The following is a 14,874-nucleotide window of genomic DNA, read 5'->3' as shown; positions in this document are numbered from 1 at the left end:
CGATGGGTCAGTCGCCCAGGACGCGCCGCAGGTAGTCGTTGCCGAAGACGCGGTGCGGGTCCAGCCGGTCCCGCACCGCGGCGAACTCCGCGAAGCGCGGATAGGCCTCCGCCAGGTAGGCGGCGTCCCGGGTGTGCAGCTTCCCCCAGTGCGGGCGCCCGCCGTGGGCCGTCATGATCCGCTCGGCGGCCGTGAAGTACGCCCGGTGCGGGGTGCCCCGGTACATGTGGACGGCGATGTAGGCGGTGTCCCGGCCGGAGGCGGTGGACAGCGGGATGTCGTCGGCGGGCGCGGTGCGCACCTCGACGGGGAAACCGACCCGCAGCCGCATCCGCTCGATCGTGGCCCGCAGCTCGTGCAGCGCCGTCATCGCCGCCTCGCGCGGCAGCGCGTACTCCATCTCCAGGAAGCGGACGCGGCGCGGACTCGTGAAGACCTTGTAGGGGACGTCCGTGTAGCTGCGGGCGGACAGGGCGCTGCCGCTGACCCGCGCCAGCCCCGGAACCGTGGCGGGGACGGCCCGGCCCAGGGCGCAGACGGCGGCGAAGAGCCCGTTGGAGAGCAGCTCGTCGTCCACCCAGGCACCGATGCGGCCCAGCGGATCCGCGGGGCCCGCGCTGCGGTTGTTGCGCTTGGTGATGCAGTTCTCGGTGTGCGGGAACCAGAAGAACTCGAAGTGCTCGTTCTCGTCGGTCAGTTGTCCGAACTCCGCCGTGACCCGGCCGAGCGGCATCGGTTCCTCCTGCGCCCGGAGCAGGAACTCCGGCTCCACCGCGAAGGTCACCGCGGTGATCACGCCGAGCGCGCCGAGGCCGGTCCGGGCCGCCGCGAAGACCTCGGGGTTCTCCTGCGCGGAGCAGGTCAGCACGGAGCCGTCCGCCGTCACCAGCTCAAGGGCCCGGATCTGGGCGGCGATCGCGGCCGAGTCGCGACCGGTGCCGTGGGTGCCGGTGCTGACGGCGCCGGAGACGGTCTGTTCCATGATGTCGCCCATGTTCGTCAGCGACAGACCGTGCGTGGACAGCGTCTCGTTGAGCCGTTTGAGCGTGGTGCCGGCGGCGACCGTCACCGTTCCGGCGGCGCGGTCGACGGCGCGGACGCCGGTCAACCGGTCGGGGCGGACGAGGAGTCCGTCGGTGACGGCCGCGGTGGTGAAGGAGTGGCCGCTGCCGACCGCCTTCACCCGCAGCCCGTCCTCGGCGGCCGATGCGACCGCTGCGGCCACCTCCTCCGCCGAGGCGGGAGCCACGGTCCGCCGGGGCCGGGCGGTGACGTTCCCCGCCCAGTTACGCCAGGTGCTGCTCGTTCCGGTCGCTCTGCTCGGTGCGGTGGTGCCGGTCTTTCCCGTCATACGTGTCGGACCCTCCCCTTGCCAGCGGCACGGATACCTCCGCCCGCTCCGGCGCCGGCCGCAGCCGGCGGTATCCGAGGAACGCGACCGCCGCCGCGAGCACACCCGCCGCGCCGGGCACCGCGTACCCCGCGCGGGCGCCCGCGGCGTCCACCACCCATCCGGCGGCCGACGACCCGAGCGCCACGCCGACCGCGAGCCCGGTGCTCGTCCAGGTCATGCCCTCGGTCAGCTTCGCGCGCGGTACGTGCTGCTCGACGAGGGCCATCGTGGTCACCATCGTGGGTGCGATGGACAGGCCCGCGACGAAGAGCGCCACGGCCAGGAGCGGCAGGTTCCCGACCAGTTGGAGGGGGATCATACTCACGGCCATCGCACACACGCCCAGTACCCAGCGGCGTGCCGGATCGCCCTTGAGGTGCAGCAGTCCGAAGACCGCGCCGGCCAGACAGGAGCCCAGCGCGTAGACGGCGAGGACCAGGCTCGATGCAGCCTTGTGCCCCTGCGCCTCGGCGAAGGCCACGGTCACCACCTCCATCGAGCCGAAGAGCGCACCCGTGGCCACGAAGGCCACCACCAGCACCTGGAGCCCAGGCGCGCGCAGCGCCGAGCCGCTGCTGTGCTCGCTGCGCGGGTGCGGGACGGGCTCGGTGGCGCGCTGTGCGGTCAGCCAGAAGACCCCGATGCCCAGGAAGCACGCGGCCAGCAGCGGCCCGGCTTCCGCGAACCAGGCCGTGGACAGCCCGATCGACAGGATGGGGCCGAGGATGAAGACCACCTCGTCGACGACGGACTCGGCCGAGTATGCGGTGTGCAGCATGCGCGGGGACCCGGCGTAGATCGCCGCCCACCGCGCCCGCACCATCGAGCCCACGCTCGGCACGCAGCCGACGCCCGCGGCGAAGACGAACAACGTCCAGTCGGGCCACCGCTGCTGAGCACTCACCAGCAGTCCGGCGACCGCGGCCAGCGAGATCAGCGTCGCCGGGCGCAGCACGCGCCCCTGCCCGTGCCGGTCGACCATCCGGGAGACCTGCGGGCCGATGAGCGCGGCGGACAGCGCCAGCGCCGCGGAGACCGCGCCGGCCAGCCCGTACCGCCCGGTGAGCTGGGAGATCATGGTCACGACACCGATGCCCAGCATCGACAGCGGCATGCGGCCGAGCAGGCCTGCCGCGGAGAACCCCTTGGCACCGGGGGCGGCGAATATCGCGCTGTAGGGACTGGACAAGACCGGCTCCGCTGACGTGGACGAGAGGGACGTGACGAGGGTGCCGTAAGGCGCGTAGGTGGCCGATACAGCTTACGACCGGACGTCCGTACGACGCACGGCATTTCCCGGCTGTCAGTGCCGGGTGGCAGGATCGGAGCCATGCCGGATCAGCCAGCCCATGCCCCGTACGACGCCCTGTTGCTGCTCTCCTTCGGCGGACCGGAGGGCCCGGACGACGTCGTCCCGTTCCTGGAGAACGTGACGCGCGGCCGTGGCATCCCCCGCGAGCGGCTCAAAGAGGTCGGGCAGCACTACTTCCTCTTCGGCGGCGTCAGCCCCATCAACGACCAGAACCGGGAGCTCCTCGCCGCCCTGCGCAAGGAGTTCGCCGCGCAGGGCACGGACCTGCCGGTCTACTGGGGCAACCGCAACTGGGCGCCCTACCTGACCGACACCCTGCGCGAGCTGGTGGCCGACGGGCACCGCCGCGTGCTCACGCTCGCCACGAGCGCCTACGCCTCCTACTCCGGCTGCCGCCAGTACCGGGAGAACCTGGCGGACGCACTGGCCGCCCTGGAGGCCGAGGGCCTGCCGCTGCCGCGCATCGACAAGCTGCGGCACTACTTCAACCACCCGGGCTTCGTGCAGCCGATGGTGGACGCCACGCTCGCCGCCCTGGCGGAACTGCCCGAGGACGTGCGCGCGGGAGCCCGGTTGGCCTTCACCACGCACTCCATCCCCACCGCCGCGGCCGGCACCTCCGGCCCGCCGGAGGCCCACGGCGACGGCGGGGCCTACGTCGCGCAGCACCTGGAGGTCGCGGGGCTGATCGCCGATGCCGTCCGCGAGGCCACGGGCACCGACCGGCCGTGGGAGCTGGTGTACCAGTCGCGCAGCGGCGCCCCGCACATCCCGTGGCTGGAGCCCGACATCTGCGACCACCTGGAGGCCGTGCACGCCGAGGGCGCGCCTGCCGTCGTCATGGTCCCCATCGGCTTCGTCTCGGACCACATGGAGGTCAAGTACGACCTCGACACCGAAGCCATGGCCAAGGCGGAGGAGCTGGGCCTGCCGGTGGCCCGGGCGGCCACGGTCGGGGCGGATCCGCGGTTCGCCGCCGCTGTGCGCGAGCTGGTGCTGGAGCGCGCCGCGAGCGAGCGCGGCGAGCGGCCGGAGCGGTGCGCGCTGGGCGCCCTCGGCCCGTCCCACGACCTCTGTCCCGTCGGCTGCTGCCCGGCCCGGGCCCCGCGCCCGGCCGCCGCCGGTGCCGACAGCCCGTACGCGTAAGGAGCACCCCGCACGTGACTGTGAACGCCGAGAACGCAGCCGAACTGCTCGCCGTGGCCCTGGAGGCCGCCGACCGGGCCGGCACCCTGCTCAAGGACGGCCGCCCGGCCGACCTGGGCGTCGCCGCGACCAAGACCAGCCCCATCGACGTCGTCACCGAGATGGACATCGCCGCCGAGAAGCTCATCACCGGCTTCCTGGCCGAGCGGCGCCCGCACGACGGGCTGCTGGGCGAGGAGGGCGCCAGCACCGAGGGCACCAGCGGGGTGCGCTGGGTGATCGACCCGATCGACGGCACGGTCAACTACCTCTACGGGCTGCCCTCCTGGGCCGTCTCCATCGCCGCCGAGATCGACGGCGAGGCGGTCGTGGGCGTCGTGGCCGCGCCCATGCGGGGCGAGACGTACCGCGCCCTGCGCGGCGAGGGCGCCTTCGCCGGGGACCGGCGGCTGGAGGCGCGGCCCGCGCCCGCGGGCGGGCTCGCCCAGGCGCTGATCGGCACCGGCTTCGGCTACCTCACCGAGCGCCGGGCCGCGCAGGCGCGGGTGCTGCACACCCTGCTGCCGGAGGTGCGGGACATCCGGCGCGGGGGGTCGGCGGCGATCGACCTGTGCGACGTGGCCTGCGGCCGGCTGGACGGGTACTACGAGCGGGGGCTCAACCCCTGGGACTTCGCGGCGGGGGCGCTCATCGCACGGGAGGCCGGCGCTCTGACGGGCGGCCGGCCCGGGGCCCCGGAGTCGGGGGAGCTGACGGTCGCGGCTGCGCCGGGGGTCTTCGAGCTGCTGCAGGGGAGGCTGGAGGAGCTGGGGGCCTGGCACGACTAGGCGCTCCGCAGGAAGCACAGCGCGTCGACTGCGGGTCCGTCGTGGCCGGTCGCGCAGTTCCCCGCGCCCCTGACGGGGCACGGCACCCCCAGTGATCGCGCCCCGAAGGGGCGCGGGGAACTGCGCGAGCAACCACGGCCGGCCCGCAGCAAAGGGGGCGCCCCCGGCACCGCCAGGACGGCGGTATCGGGGGCGCCCCGCAGCGATGGGTCAGGCGCTGACTCGTACGCCGTGTTCCGCCGCCAAGCGGTGGAGGTCGGCCAGTTCGGCCTCCTCGACGTCGGCGAGAAAGTCGTCGCCGCTGCGGCGGGCTCGGTCGAGGTCGGTCCGGGTGTTCTCTATGCGCTGCAGAATGCCAGCGGTGAACGCGTCCATGGTGCTGCGCCCCCTTGTCGTGGGTCGGCGGCACGGGGGTGTGCCACGGCAGAAACGATCACGCCCGAGGGGTTTCCGGGTACACGCGTACCCCGGGGGAGCGTGATCGCGGGTGTGCAGACGTCTTCCCCACCCCCGTCCGGTGGGAAACCTGTGACCGCCGGGCAATCCGGAACCGGGCCTCTTACGGCCGGTTTATCGACGTTCAGGGCAGGATGGAGGGACCCACAGGAGTCTCGAAGGAAGGACCAGCGCCGTGCGCGTACTCGTCGTCGAGGACGAGCAGCTGCTCGCCGATGCCGTCGCCACCGGACTGCGCCGGGAGGCCATGGCCGTCGACGTCGTGTACGACGGGGCCGCGGCACTGGAGCGGATCGAGATCAACGACTACGACGTCATCGTGCTCGACCGCGACCTGCCGGTCGTCCACGGTGACGACGTCTGCCGCAAGGTCGTCGAGCTCGGCATGCCCACCCGCGTCCTGATGCTGACCGCCTCGGGCGACGTCAGCGACCGCGTGGCGGGCCTGGAGCTCGGCGCCGACGACTACCTCCCCAAGCCGTTCGCCTTCAGCGAGCTGGTGGCCCGGGTCCGGGCCCTGGGCCGGCGCACCACCGTCGCCCTGCCGCCCGTCCTGGAGCGGGCCGGCATCAAGCTGGACCCCAACCGCCGCGAGGTCTTCCGCGACGGCCGGGAGGTGCAGCTGGCGCCGAAGGAGTTCGCGGTGCTGGAGGTGCTGATGCGCAGCGAGGGAGCCGTGGTCTCCGCCGAGCAGCTGCTGGAGAAGGCCTGGGACGAGAACACCGACCCGTTCACCAACGTCGTCCGGGTCACCGTCATGACCCTGCGCCGCAAGCTGGGCGAGCCCGCCGTCATCGTCACCGTGCCCGGTTCCGGATACCGGATCTGATCCGCGATGCCGACGACACCCCCCACCCCCGCCCCGCCGGCCGGGGCGCCCGCGGCGCCCCCGAAGCCGACCTGGGACCCGCGCCAGCCGGTCGTCCGGCCGTTCCCCTGGCTGCGTCCGACGATCCGCATAAGGCTCACGCTGCTGTACGGCGGCATGTTCCTGATGGCGGGCGTGCTGCTGCTGACGATCATCTATCTGCTGGCCGCGAACGCGCTGAGTACCGGCAGCCAGCCGCTGATCAAGCTGATCGAGGGCAGCAAGGTCCAGGTCACCGGCGACACCTGCCCGGACCTCAAGAGCCCCGGACTCAGCGCCGACCAGGCCAACGGCATCCTCACCGCCTGCATGTCCCACCAGCGCAGCCTGGCCCTGGAGGGCCTGTGGCGGCGCTCGCTGTTCGCGCTCCTCGGCCTCGCCGTGATCGCCTTCGCCTTCGGCTACGCGATGGCCGGCCGGGTGCTCTCGCCGCTGGGCAAGATCACCAGGACGGCCCGCCGGGTGGCCGGCACGGACCTGTCCCGGCGCATCGAACTGGGCGGCCCGGACGACGAGTTGAAGGAGCTCTCGGACACCTTCGACGAGATGCTCGACCGGCTGGAGCGGGCCTTCACCGCGCAGCAACGGTTCGTGGCCAACGCCTCGCACGAGCTGCGCACCCCACTGGCGATCAACCGCACGCTGCTGGAGGTCAGCCTCTCCGACCCAGGAGCGTCCCCGGAGCTCCAGCAGCTCGGCAAGACTCTGCTGGCCACCAACGAGCGCAGCGAGCAGCTCGTGGAGGGCCTGCTGCTGCTCGCCCGCAGCGAGAACGAGATCGTCGACCGCAAGCCCGTCGACCTGGCCGAGGTGGCCTCCCAGGCCATGGACCAGGCCCGGAGCGAGGCCCAGGAGCGCGGCGTGGAGCTCCGGGGCACCCGGCAGCCCGCGGTCGTCCAGGGCAACGGCGTGCTGCTCGAGCGGATCGCGCTGAACCTGGTGCAGAACGCCGTGCGCTACAACGTCCCGGACGGCTGGGTGGAGGTCACCACGCAGATCCGGCCGGGCCAGGCGGTGCTGGTGGTGGAGAACACCGGCCCGGTCGTCCCGGCCTACGAGGTGGACAACATCTTCGAGCCCTTCCGCCGCCTGCGCACCGAGCGCACGGGCAGCGACAAGGGCGTCGGCCTGGGGCTCTCCATCGTGCGCTCCGTGGCCCGCGCGCACGGCGGGCGGATCACCGCGGAGCCCCGCGAGGGGGGCGGACTCGTGATGCGGGTGGTGTTCCCGCTTTAGTTCTCTGGGAGAATAGGGCGCCAACAGGTTCGCTTTGGGCGGAATTCATCCAGTCCGCCCGGCGCTGTGGGTGTGTGTGATCGATCACATGCGGCCGGTTCAGGCCATCTACTCTCCGTGACCATGTCGGCCGCCGGAACGCCGGGAAAATGCGGGTTTCCGGCAGCCTTGATCACGGGAAGTACACGGGATGGCGTTGCAGCACCCCGTACCGGGACCGTGTACGGTCCCCTTCGCCACCCCACCCCATCACCTCTTCAGGTGTGCGGTTGGGTGTCGATTGAGTAACAGACCTTGATGTGAGGCAAAATCTCCGCCTCGGGTCGGGCACAAGTCCGGCCTCTCATGCGTTACGTGCGCTGGAGATACCGCAACCACCCAGAGGGGGAGAGCGACATGGCAACGGACTACGACACCCCACGCAAGACCGATGACGACGTCGATTCCGACAGTCTTGAAGAGCTGAAGGCCCGGCGGAACGACAAGTCGGCGTCGTCCGTCGACGTGGACGATTTCGAGGCTGCGGAGGGCATGGAGCTGCCCGGCGCGGACCTCTCCAACGAGGAGCTGGCCGTCCGGGTCCTGCCCAAGCAGGCCGACGAATTCACCTGCATGAGCTGCTTCCTGGTGCACCACCGCAGCCAGCTGGCCCGCGAGAAGAACGGTCAGCCGATCTGCCGCGACTGCGATTGAGGCAGGGTCTGCCATGGCAGGCTCGACCCCGTTCCGGAAACGGCGCTCCCGCAGGCCCGGCCCGACCACCGGGGCCGCCGGGGGCGCCGCTTCGCCGACGGATGACATCGCCCCCGCAGTGCTGACCGGCGGCCCGGTCGAGGCGGACGCCGGGCGGGGCCGCACGGCCTCGCTCGTCGCAGCCGTCGGCCGCGGTGCCAGGAAGGGCGGCCGGGGAGCGAGGGCGGGCCTGTCCGCCGTCGCCGACCGGATCATCGCGAACGCCCCGCGCATCCCCGTGCGCGACCTCGCGACCCTCCGCGCCCAGTTCCCCGGTCTCGGCCCGGAGGAGCTCGCGGACAAGCTGGTGGCGGGTGCCGCGCACGGCACCTCCACCGTCGGCGCCGGAATCGGTGCTGCGGCCATGCTCCCGGTGCCGCCCGCCCTGCCGGCCGAGCTGGCGGCGGAGGTCGTCGGCGTCGCCGCCGTGGAGCTCAAGCTGATCGCCGAGCTGCACGAGGTCTACGGCCTGCCGGCCTCCGGCAGCCCGGTCCAGCGGTCCATGGCCTATCTGGGCGCCTGGGCCGACGAGAGGGGCATCGATGTCACGGTCCCGTTGACGATCAATGCGGCGCTCGGCGTCCAGATGCGCCGCGAGCTGCGCCAGCGCGTCCTCAAGCGCACGTTCCGCAGCCTGCCCAACGTCACCCCCTTCATGATCGGGGCGACCGTGGGCGCGGTGATGAACCGCCGGGACACCAGGCGTCTCGCCGAGAAGGTGCGCAAGGACCTGCGCGCCCGGCAGATCCCCTGGGACGCCCTTACCGACCGGCCCTGACGGCTTCCAGCGCCGCGGCCAGCCGCTCGGGGGAGCGGGTGGAGAGGTACACGTACGGGGTGGGGTCCGCCGGGTCGGTGACCTCGATCTTCACCGCCGTCGGGATGTAGCCGCGCAGCAGCATGAACGCCCGGGTGTCGGCCTTGAACGTCCGCCAGGCCCGCGCCTCCTCCGCGTCCAGGATCTCGGGCGCCCCCAGCGCCTCCGCCGGGATGCGCGCCTCGCCCGCGACGAGCGCACCCCCCACCACCCGGATCCGCACGGAGCCGTACGAGCTGACCGCCACCGAGGCCAGGGCCGCACCGCCGATGAGCCCGCCGAGCATCGGCAGCGAGCCCAGGGGCAGCAGGATCAGCGCCATCGCGACCCCGACGAGGACCGCGATGAACCACCAGGAGCGAGGTGCGGTCAGGCGTTCTTCGTAAGGCTGCATGGGTCCAAGCTTGGCACGGGCGGGACCGGGTGCCGTCGGCGCGGGTAAGGTCAGCCCCTGTGAGTGGACGAACGACATCGCTGACACCGCCGGCCGGCGCCCGGCCTCCGGTGCGGCACCCCGAAGCCCCCGCGCCCGGAGAGATCATCGGGTCGCACTACGAACACTGCTTCGGCTGCGGCGGCGGCCAGCCGCACGGGCTGCACCTGGAGACGCGGGCCCGTGAGGGCGTGCGCGTCACGGCGGAGTTCCGGGTCAAGGAGGCCCACCAGGGTGCTCCCGGCCTGGCGCACGGCGGCGTGCTGGCCACCGCCCTGGACGAGACGCTGGGCGCGCTGGGCTGGATGCTGCGGGTGATCGCGGTGACCGGGCGGCTGGAGACCGACTTCCTGCGGCCCGTCCCCGTGGACACCGTGCTGCACCTGGACGCCGAGGTGCTCGCGGTGCAGGGCCGTAAGATCTTCTGCACGGCCACCGGCCGGATCGGCGGCCCCGAGGGCCCGGTCGCGGTGCGCGCGGACGCGGTGTTCATCGAGGTCAAGATCGACCACTTCATCGAGAACGGCCGGTCCGCCGAGATCCAGGCCGTGCTGGCCGACCCCGACCAGGTCAAGGTCGCACGAGCCCTAGAGGTGAACCCGTGAGCGGCGCACGCGAGGCCGCCGGGCTGCAGACGACAGCGAACCCGCAGGTGCGCCTCGCGGGCGGAGAAGCGAACAGGAAGACTCAGTTGCGCGAGCCCGTCGACGTCCTGATCCGCCGCACGGACCCCGAGGTCCCCGTCCCTGCGTACGGGCACCCCGGTGACGCCGGGTGCGACCTGGTCACCACCGAGGCCGCCGTGCTGGCGCCCGGCGAGCGGGCGGTGCTGCCCACCGGTATCTCCATCGCGCTGCCCGACGGCTACGCGGCCTTCGTGCACCCCCGCTCGGGGCTGGCCGCCCGGTGCGGGGTCTCCATGGTCAATGCCCCGGGGACCATCGATGCCGGGTACCGTGGAGAGATCAAGGTGATTGTGGTCAATCTGGACCCGCGCGAGAGCGTGCGGTTCGAACGGTTCGACCGCGTCGCCCAGTTGGTTGTCCAGCAGGTCGAGAAGGTCCGCTTCCACGAGGTGGCGGAGCTTCCCGGCTCGGCGCGGGGCGACGGGGGCTTCGGGTCCACCGGTGGCCACGCTGCCGTGGGGAATGGATTCGCTTCGGTCGTAGCCGACCGGGAAGGACAGTGACGTGTTCGGTCGTCGCCGCAAGCGCAGCGAGGACGCCGTCGACCAGGTCGACGGTGTGACCTCCGAGGAGTTGGCCGAGAGCGGGGAGACCACCGCGGACGCCGCGGACGCCGGGCGGGTCCGGCTGGAGCCGGAGCCGCGCCCCGACGGGCCGTGGGACGTCTCCGAGGTGTCCGACCCCGCCGAGGGCCGGGTGGACCTGGGCGGGCTGTTCGTGCCCGGCGTCGAGGGCATGGAGCTGCGGGTCGAGGTGGCCGGCGATGCGATCGTCGCCGCCACGGTGGTGCTGCGCGACAGCGCCGTCCAGCTGCAGGCGTTCGCCGCACCCAAGCGCGAGGGCATCTGGGGCGAGGTGCGCGCCGAGATCGCCGAGGGCATCACCCAGCAGGGCGGTGCCGTGGAGGAGGTCGAGGGGCCGCTCGGCTGGGAGCTGCGGGCCCAGGTGCCGGTGGCGCTGCCCGACGGCACCAACGGCGTGCAGCTGGTGCGGTTCGTCGGCTGTGACGGTCCGCGCTGGTTCCTGCGCGGTGTGATCTCCGGCCAGGGGGCCGTGCAGCCGCAGACCGCCGGGCTGCTGGAGCAGATCTTCCGGGACACGGTCGTCGTGCGCGGCGAGTCCCCGATGGCGCCCCGCGACCCGATCGTGCTGAAGCTCCCCGACGACGCCCAGATGGTCGCCGAGGGGCTGCAGCAGGAGGAGCAGGGCTCGCGCTTCGCGGGCGGCGTGGACCGTCTGCAGCGCGGCCCGGAGATCACCGAGGTCCGCTGAAAAAGGCCGTGAAAACGGCCGAAGAAGGTGTCCACAACGGCTTGAACAAGCCGTTTCGCTGGGCCGGAACCCGTATACCGGGTTCCGGCCCAGCGGCGTTTTCGCAGGTCCGAGCCATTCGCGTATGAATCCCGTCAAGGGGGCGCTAATGGCCGTAAGGGAGACGTCAACGAAACCTGTACCCGCCGGTAACGGAGGTTTCCTCTAGAGGTCCGTTCATCCGAACCTCTCTAGGAGCACACGATGGCCGACGTGGCCTTCGTCGTCACCACGATCGCGGTCTTCGCGTTGGTGGCTCTCGTCGCCAAGGGGGTGACCAAGCTGTGACCGTCGAGAACATCGTCGGCCTGGTCGTGGCCGTCGCCCTGCTGGGCTACCTGATCCTCGCCCTCGTCTTCCCGGAGAGGTTCTGAGCACCCTTATGAGCCCCGTCCTCTCCGGCGTCCTCCAGCTGATCGCGCTCATAGCGGCGCTCGTGCTGGTCTACCGTCCGCTCGGCGACTACATGGCCGCCGTGTACACCTCCGAGAAGCACCTGCGCGGCGAAAAGCTGCTCTACCGCCTCATCGGTGCCGACCCGAACGCGGAAATGCGCTGGCCGGCCTATCTGCGCGGCGTCCTCGCCTTCTCCGCGATGAGCCTGCTCTTCCTCTACCTGCTCCAGCGGGTCCAGGGCGTGCTGCCGCACTCGCTGTCGCTCGGCTTCCACGCCATCAGCCCGGACCAGGCCTTCAACACCGCCGCGTCGTTCGTCGCCAACACCAACTGGCAGTCGTACTCGGGCGAGCAGTCCATGGGCCACGCGGTCCAGACGCTCGGCCTCGCGGTGCAGAACTTCGTCTCCGCCGCCGTGGGCATGGCCGTCGCCGTCGCCCTGGTCCGGGGCTTCGCCCGGTCCCGCACCGGCGACCTGGGCAACTTCTGGGCCGACCTGGTGCGCGGCACGATCCGCATCCTGATCCCGATCTCGGTGGTCGGTGCGCTGATCCTGGTCGCCTGCGGTTCCATCCAGAACTTCTCGGGCATCCACGAGATCGGCCAGCTCGCCGGCGGCACCCAGCAGGTCAACGGCGGCGCCGTGGCCTCGCAGGAGGTCATCAAGGAGCTCGGCACCAACGGCGGCGGCTACTTCAACGCCAACTCCGCCCACCCGTTCGAGAACCCGAGCGCCTTCACCAACCTCTTCGAGATCTTCCTGATCCTCGTCATCCCGTTCGCGCTCACCCGCACGTTCGGCAAGCTGGTCGGCAACGTCAAGCAGGGCTACGCGATCCTCGCGGCCATGGGCGTGATCTGGCTCGGCTTCACCGTGCTGATGATGTGGAGCGAGTTCGCCCACCACGGTGCGGCGCTCCAGGCGGCCGGCGGCGCGCTGGAGGGCAAGGAGCAGCGCTTCGGCATCGGGGCCACCTCGATCTTCGCCACCTCCACCACGCTGACCTCGACGGGTGCGGTGGACGGCTTCCACTCCTCGTTCACCGGCTTCGGCGGCGGCATCGCGATGCTGGGCATGATGCTCGGCGAGATCGCGCCCGGCGGCGTCGGATCCGGCATCTACGGCATGCTCGTCATGGCGATCATCGCGGTCTTCATCGCGGGCCTGATGGTCGGCCGTACGCCCGAGTACCTCGGCAAGAAGATCGGCACCCGCGAGATCAAGCTCGCCGCGTGCTACATCCTCATCACCCCGACCCTGGTCCTCGGCTTCACCGCCGTGTCGATGGTGATGCACACCCCGCCGAACTCGATCCTCAACGGCGCGGCCAACTCCGTGAACGACAGCGGGGCCCACGGCTTCTCCGAGGTCCTCTACGCCTACACCTCCGGCGCCAACAACAACGGCTCGGCCTTCGCCGGCCTGAACGCCAACACGCAGTGGTACAACACCACGATCGGCCTCGCCATGCTGCTCGGCCGCTTCCTGCCGATGGTCTTCGTGCTGGCGCTGGCCGGCTCGCTCGCCGAGCAGAAGCCCGTCCCCGAGACCGCCGGCACCCTGCGCACGGAGAAGCCGCTCTTCGCCGGTCTGCTCGTGGGCGCGATCCTGATCATCACCGGCTTGACCTACTTCCCGGCCCTGGCCCTTGGCCCGATGGCGGAGGGACTTTCATGAGCACCACCACCCCTGTCCGTACGGAGTCCGAGGACCCCAAGGACGAGCAGTCGCACGGTTCCGGGGAGTCCGGCCGGGTCTCCGGCGGTCTCTTCGACCCCGCGCAGCTGGTCAAGTCGCTGCCCGACGCCTTCCGCAAGCTCGACCCGCGGGTGATGGTCAAGTCCCCCGTGATGTTCGTGGTCGAGATCGGCTCGGTCATGACCACCGTGCTGGCGCTGAAGAACCCGGGCGACTGGTTCGGCTGGGCCATCACGGTCTGGCTGTGGCTGACGGTCGTCTTCGCCAACCTCGCGGAGGCCGTCGCCGAGGGCCGCGGCAAGGCCCAGGCCGACACCCTGCGCAAGGCCAAGACGGACACGGTCGCGCGGCGGCTCAACGGCGACGCCGAGGAGTCGGTGGCAGGCACCGAGCTGCGCGTGGGCGACCTGGTCGTCTGCGAGGCGGGCGACATCATCCCCGGCGACGGTGACGTCGTCGAGGGCGTCGCGTCGGTCGACGAGTCGGCGATCACCGGTGAGTCCGCGCCGGTCATCCGGGAGTCCGGCGGCGACCGTTCGGCCGTCACCGGCGGTACGAAGGTGCTGTCCGACCGCATCATCATCAAGATCACGACGAAGCCGGGCGAGACCTTCATCGACCGGATGATCAACCTGGTCGAGGGCGCGGCCCGGCAGAAGACGCCGAACGAGATCGCCCTCAACATCCTGCTGGCCTCGCTCACGATCGTCTTCCTGCTGGCCGTCGTCACGCTGCAGCCCTTCGCGATCTACGCGAAGGCCGAGCAGACGATGATCGTGCTCGCGGCCCTGCTGGTCTGCCTCATCCCGACCACCATCGGTGCCCTGCTCTCCGCGATCGGCATCGCGGGCATGGACCGCCTGGTGCAGCGCAACGTCCTGGCCATGTCCGGCCGGGCCGTCGAGGCCGCAGGCGACGTCTCCACGCTGCTGCTCGACAAGACCGGCACCATCACCTACGGCAACCGCCGCGCCTCCGAGTTCGTCCCGGTCAAGGGCACGATGGCCGCCGAGGTGGCCGACGCCGCCCAGCTCTCGTCGCTCTCCGACGAGACGCCCGAGGGCCGCTCGATCGTCGTCCTCGCCAAGGAGAAGTACGGCCTGCGCGAGCGCCACGAGGGCGAGCTCGTGGGCGCCGAGTGGATCCCCTTCACCGCCCAGACCCGCATGTCGGGTGTGGACGTCGACGGGCGCAAGGTCCGCAAGGGCGCGACCGGTTCGGTCATCGCCTGGGTCGAGGAGCGCGGCGGCAGCGTCGCCGAGGACGCCCGTACGCTCACCGACGAGATCTCCCAGGCTGGTGGCACGCCGCTGCTGGTCGCGCTGGAGGACGAGAAGGGCGCGCGCGTCCTGGGCGTCATCCACCTCAAGGACGTCGTCAAGGAGGGCATGCGCGAGCGGTTCGACGAGCTGCGCGCCATGGGCATCAAGACCGTCATGATCACGGGTGACAACCCGCTGACGGCCAAGGCGATTGCGGAGGAGGCGGGGGTCGACGACTTCCTGGCCGAGGCGACGCCCGAGGACAAGATGGCCCTCATCAAGCGCGAGCAGGCCGGCGGC

At 71.6% G+C, this 14,874-nt stretch carries 16 protein-coding genes; 12 read left to right on the top strand and 4 right to left on the bottom strand.

Features of this window, described 5'->3' with window-relative positions:
* Window positions 1–7 precede the first annotated feature (7 nt).
* Together ACWD4B_RS03275 and ACWD4B_RS03270 are read right to left on the bottom strand one after the other, a co-directional pair.
* Window positions 8–1,351, bottom strand: coding sequence for a D-arabinono-1,4-lactone oxidase (locus ACWD4B_RS03275; RefSeq protein WP_451419165.1), 1,344 nt, complete (start codon window positions 1,349–1,351; stop codon window positions 8–10).
* Entirely contained in the window at window positions 1,287–2,582 is a 1,296-nt protein-coding gene (locus ACWD4B_RS03270) for an MFS transporter (protein WP_451419164.1), read from the bottom strand. The genes ACWD4B_RS03275 and ACWD4B_RS03270 overlap by 65 nt, the downstream gene beginning before the upstream one ends.
* Before the next feature lie 141 nt (window positions 2,583–2,723).
* On the opposite strand from ACWD4B_RS03270, the gene ACWD4B_RS03265 reads away from it, so the two are divergent.
* Window positions 2,724–3,851 carry a ferrochelatase gene (locus ACWD4B_RS03265; protein WP_451419163.1) on the top strand — a complete coding sequence of 376 codons (1,128 nt, stop codon included), beginning with the start codon at window positions 2,724–2,726 and terminating at the stop codon, window positions 3,849–3,851.
* Window positions 3,852–3,865: 14 nt separating this feature from the next.
* Window positions 3,866–4,678, top strand: a complete 813-nt coding sequence (locus ACWD4B_RS03260) for an inositol monophosphatase family protein (RefSeq protein ID WP_451419162.1) — start codon at window positions 3,866–3,868, stop codon at window positions 4,676–4,678.
* 210 nt (window positions 4,679–4,888) lie between these two features.
* Here ACWD4B_RS03260 and ACWD4B_RS03255 read toward each other — a convergent pair whose 3' ends face one another.
* Window positions 4,889–5,053: a hypothetical protein gene (locus ACWD4B_RS03255; RefSeq protein ID WP_171083094.1), complete on the bottom strand. Its 165-nt coding sequence runs from the start codon at window positions 5,051–5,053 to the stop codon at window positions 4,889–4,891.
* A 256-nt stretch (window positions 5,054–5,309) separates the two neighbouring features.
* On the opposite strand from ACWD4B_RS03255, the gene ACWD4B_RS03250 reads away from it, so the two are divergent.
* The 4 genes from ACWD4B_RS03250 (at window position 5,310) to ACWD4B_RS03235 (ending at window position 8,748) form a co-directional block, all read left to right on the top strand.
* Window positions 5,310–5,963: a response regulator transcription factor gene (locus ACWD4B_RS03250; protein WP_171083092.1), complete on the top strand. Its 654-nt coding sequence runs from the start codon at window positions 5,310–5,312 to the stop codon at window positions 5,961–5,963.
* Window positions 5,964–5,969: 6 nt separating this feature from the next.
* Entirely contained in the window at window positions 5,970–7,238 is a 1,269-nt protein-coding gene (locus ACWD4B_RS03245; protein ID WP_451419161.1) for a sensor histidine kinase, read from the top strand.
* Window positions 7,239–7,634: 396 nt separating this feature from the next.
* Window positions 7,635–7,931 (top strand): DUF4193 domain-containing protein, encoded by a 297-nt coding sequence (locus tag ACWD4B_RS03240; protein ID WP_109284094.1) that lies wholly within the window; start codon window positions 7,635–7,637, stop codon window positions 7,929–7,931.
* Between the two features lie 13 nt (window positions 7,932–7,944).
* Entirely contained in the window at window positions 7,945–8,748 is an 804-nt protein-coding gene (locus ACWD4B_RS03235; RefSeq protein WP_451419160.1) for a hypothetical protein, read from the top strand.
* Here the strand turns inward: ACWD4B_RS03235 and ACWD4B_RS03230 are convergent.
* Window positions 8,732–9,181 (bottom strand): DUF3093 domain-containing protein, encoded by a 450-nt coding sequence (locus ACWD4B_RS03230; RefSeq protein WP_336412738.1) that lies wholly within the window; start codon window positions 9,179–9,181, stop codon window positions 8,732–8,734. The two genes, ACWD4B_RS03235 and ACWD4B_RS03230, sit on opposite strands and share 17 nt — an antisense overlap.
* Window positions 9,182–9,240: 59 nt before the next feature.
* Here ACWD4B_RS03230 and ACWD4B_RS03225 point away from each other — a divergent pair, with 59 nt between their 5' ends.
* The 6 genes from ACWD4B_RS03225 to kdpB form a co-directional block, all read left to right on the top strand.
* On the top strand, window positions 9,241–9,825 hold the full coding sequence (locus tag ACWD4B_RS03225; protein ID WP_451419159.1) for a PaaI family thioesterase: 585 nt from the start codon (window positions 9,241–9,243) through the stop codon (window positions 9,823–9,825).
* Window positions 9,826–9,911: 86 nt separating this feature from the next.
* Entirely contained in the window at window positions 9,912–10,409 is a 498-nt protein-coding gene (dut, locus tag ACWD4B_RS03220) for a dUTP diphosphatase (RefSeq protein WP_336412736.1), read from the top strand.
* Window position 10,410: 1 nt separating this feature from the next.
* Entirely contained in the window at window positions 10,411–11,178 is a 768-nt protein-coding gene (locus ACWD4B_RS03215; protein WP_451419158.1) for a DUF3710 domain-containing protein, read from the top strand.
* 323 nt (window positions 11,179–11,501) lie between these two features.
* A complete protein-coding gene (kdpF, locus tag ACWD4B_RS03210) occupies window positions 11,502–11,591 on the top strand; it encodes a K(+)-transporting ATPase subunit F (RefSeq protein ID WP_116214304.1) in 90 nt (29 codons plus the stop codon).
* An 8-nt stretch (window positions 11,592–11,599) separates the two neighbouring features.
* A complete protein-coding gene (gene kdpA / locus ACWD4B_RS03205) occupies window positions 11,600–13,291 on the top strand; it encodes a potassium-transporting ATPase subunit KdpA (RefSeq protein WP_451419157.1) in 1,692 nt (563 codons plus the stop codon).
* The coding region (gene kdpB, locus ACWD4B_RS03200) for a potassium-transporting ATPase subunit KdpB (protein WP_451419156.1) at window positions 13,288–14,874 on the top strand (1,587 nt) is incomplete at its 3' end. The genes kdpA and kdpB, both read left to right, overlap by 4 nt.

Source organism: Streptomyces sp. NPDC002536, assembly GCF_053594995.1.
This window is presented reverse-complemented; position numbering and strand designations above follow the sequence as displayed.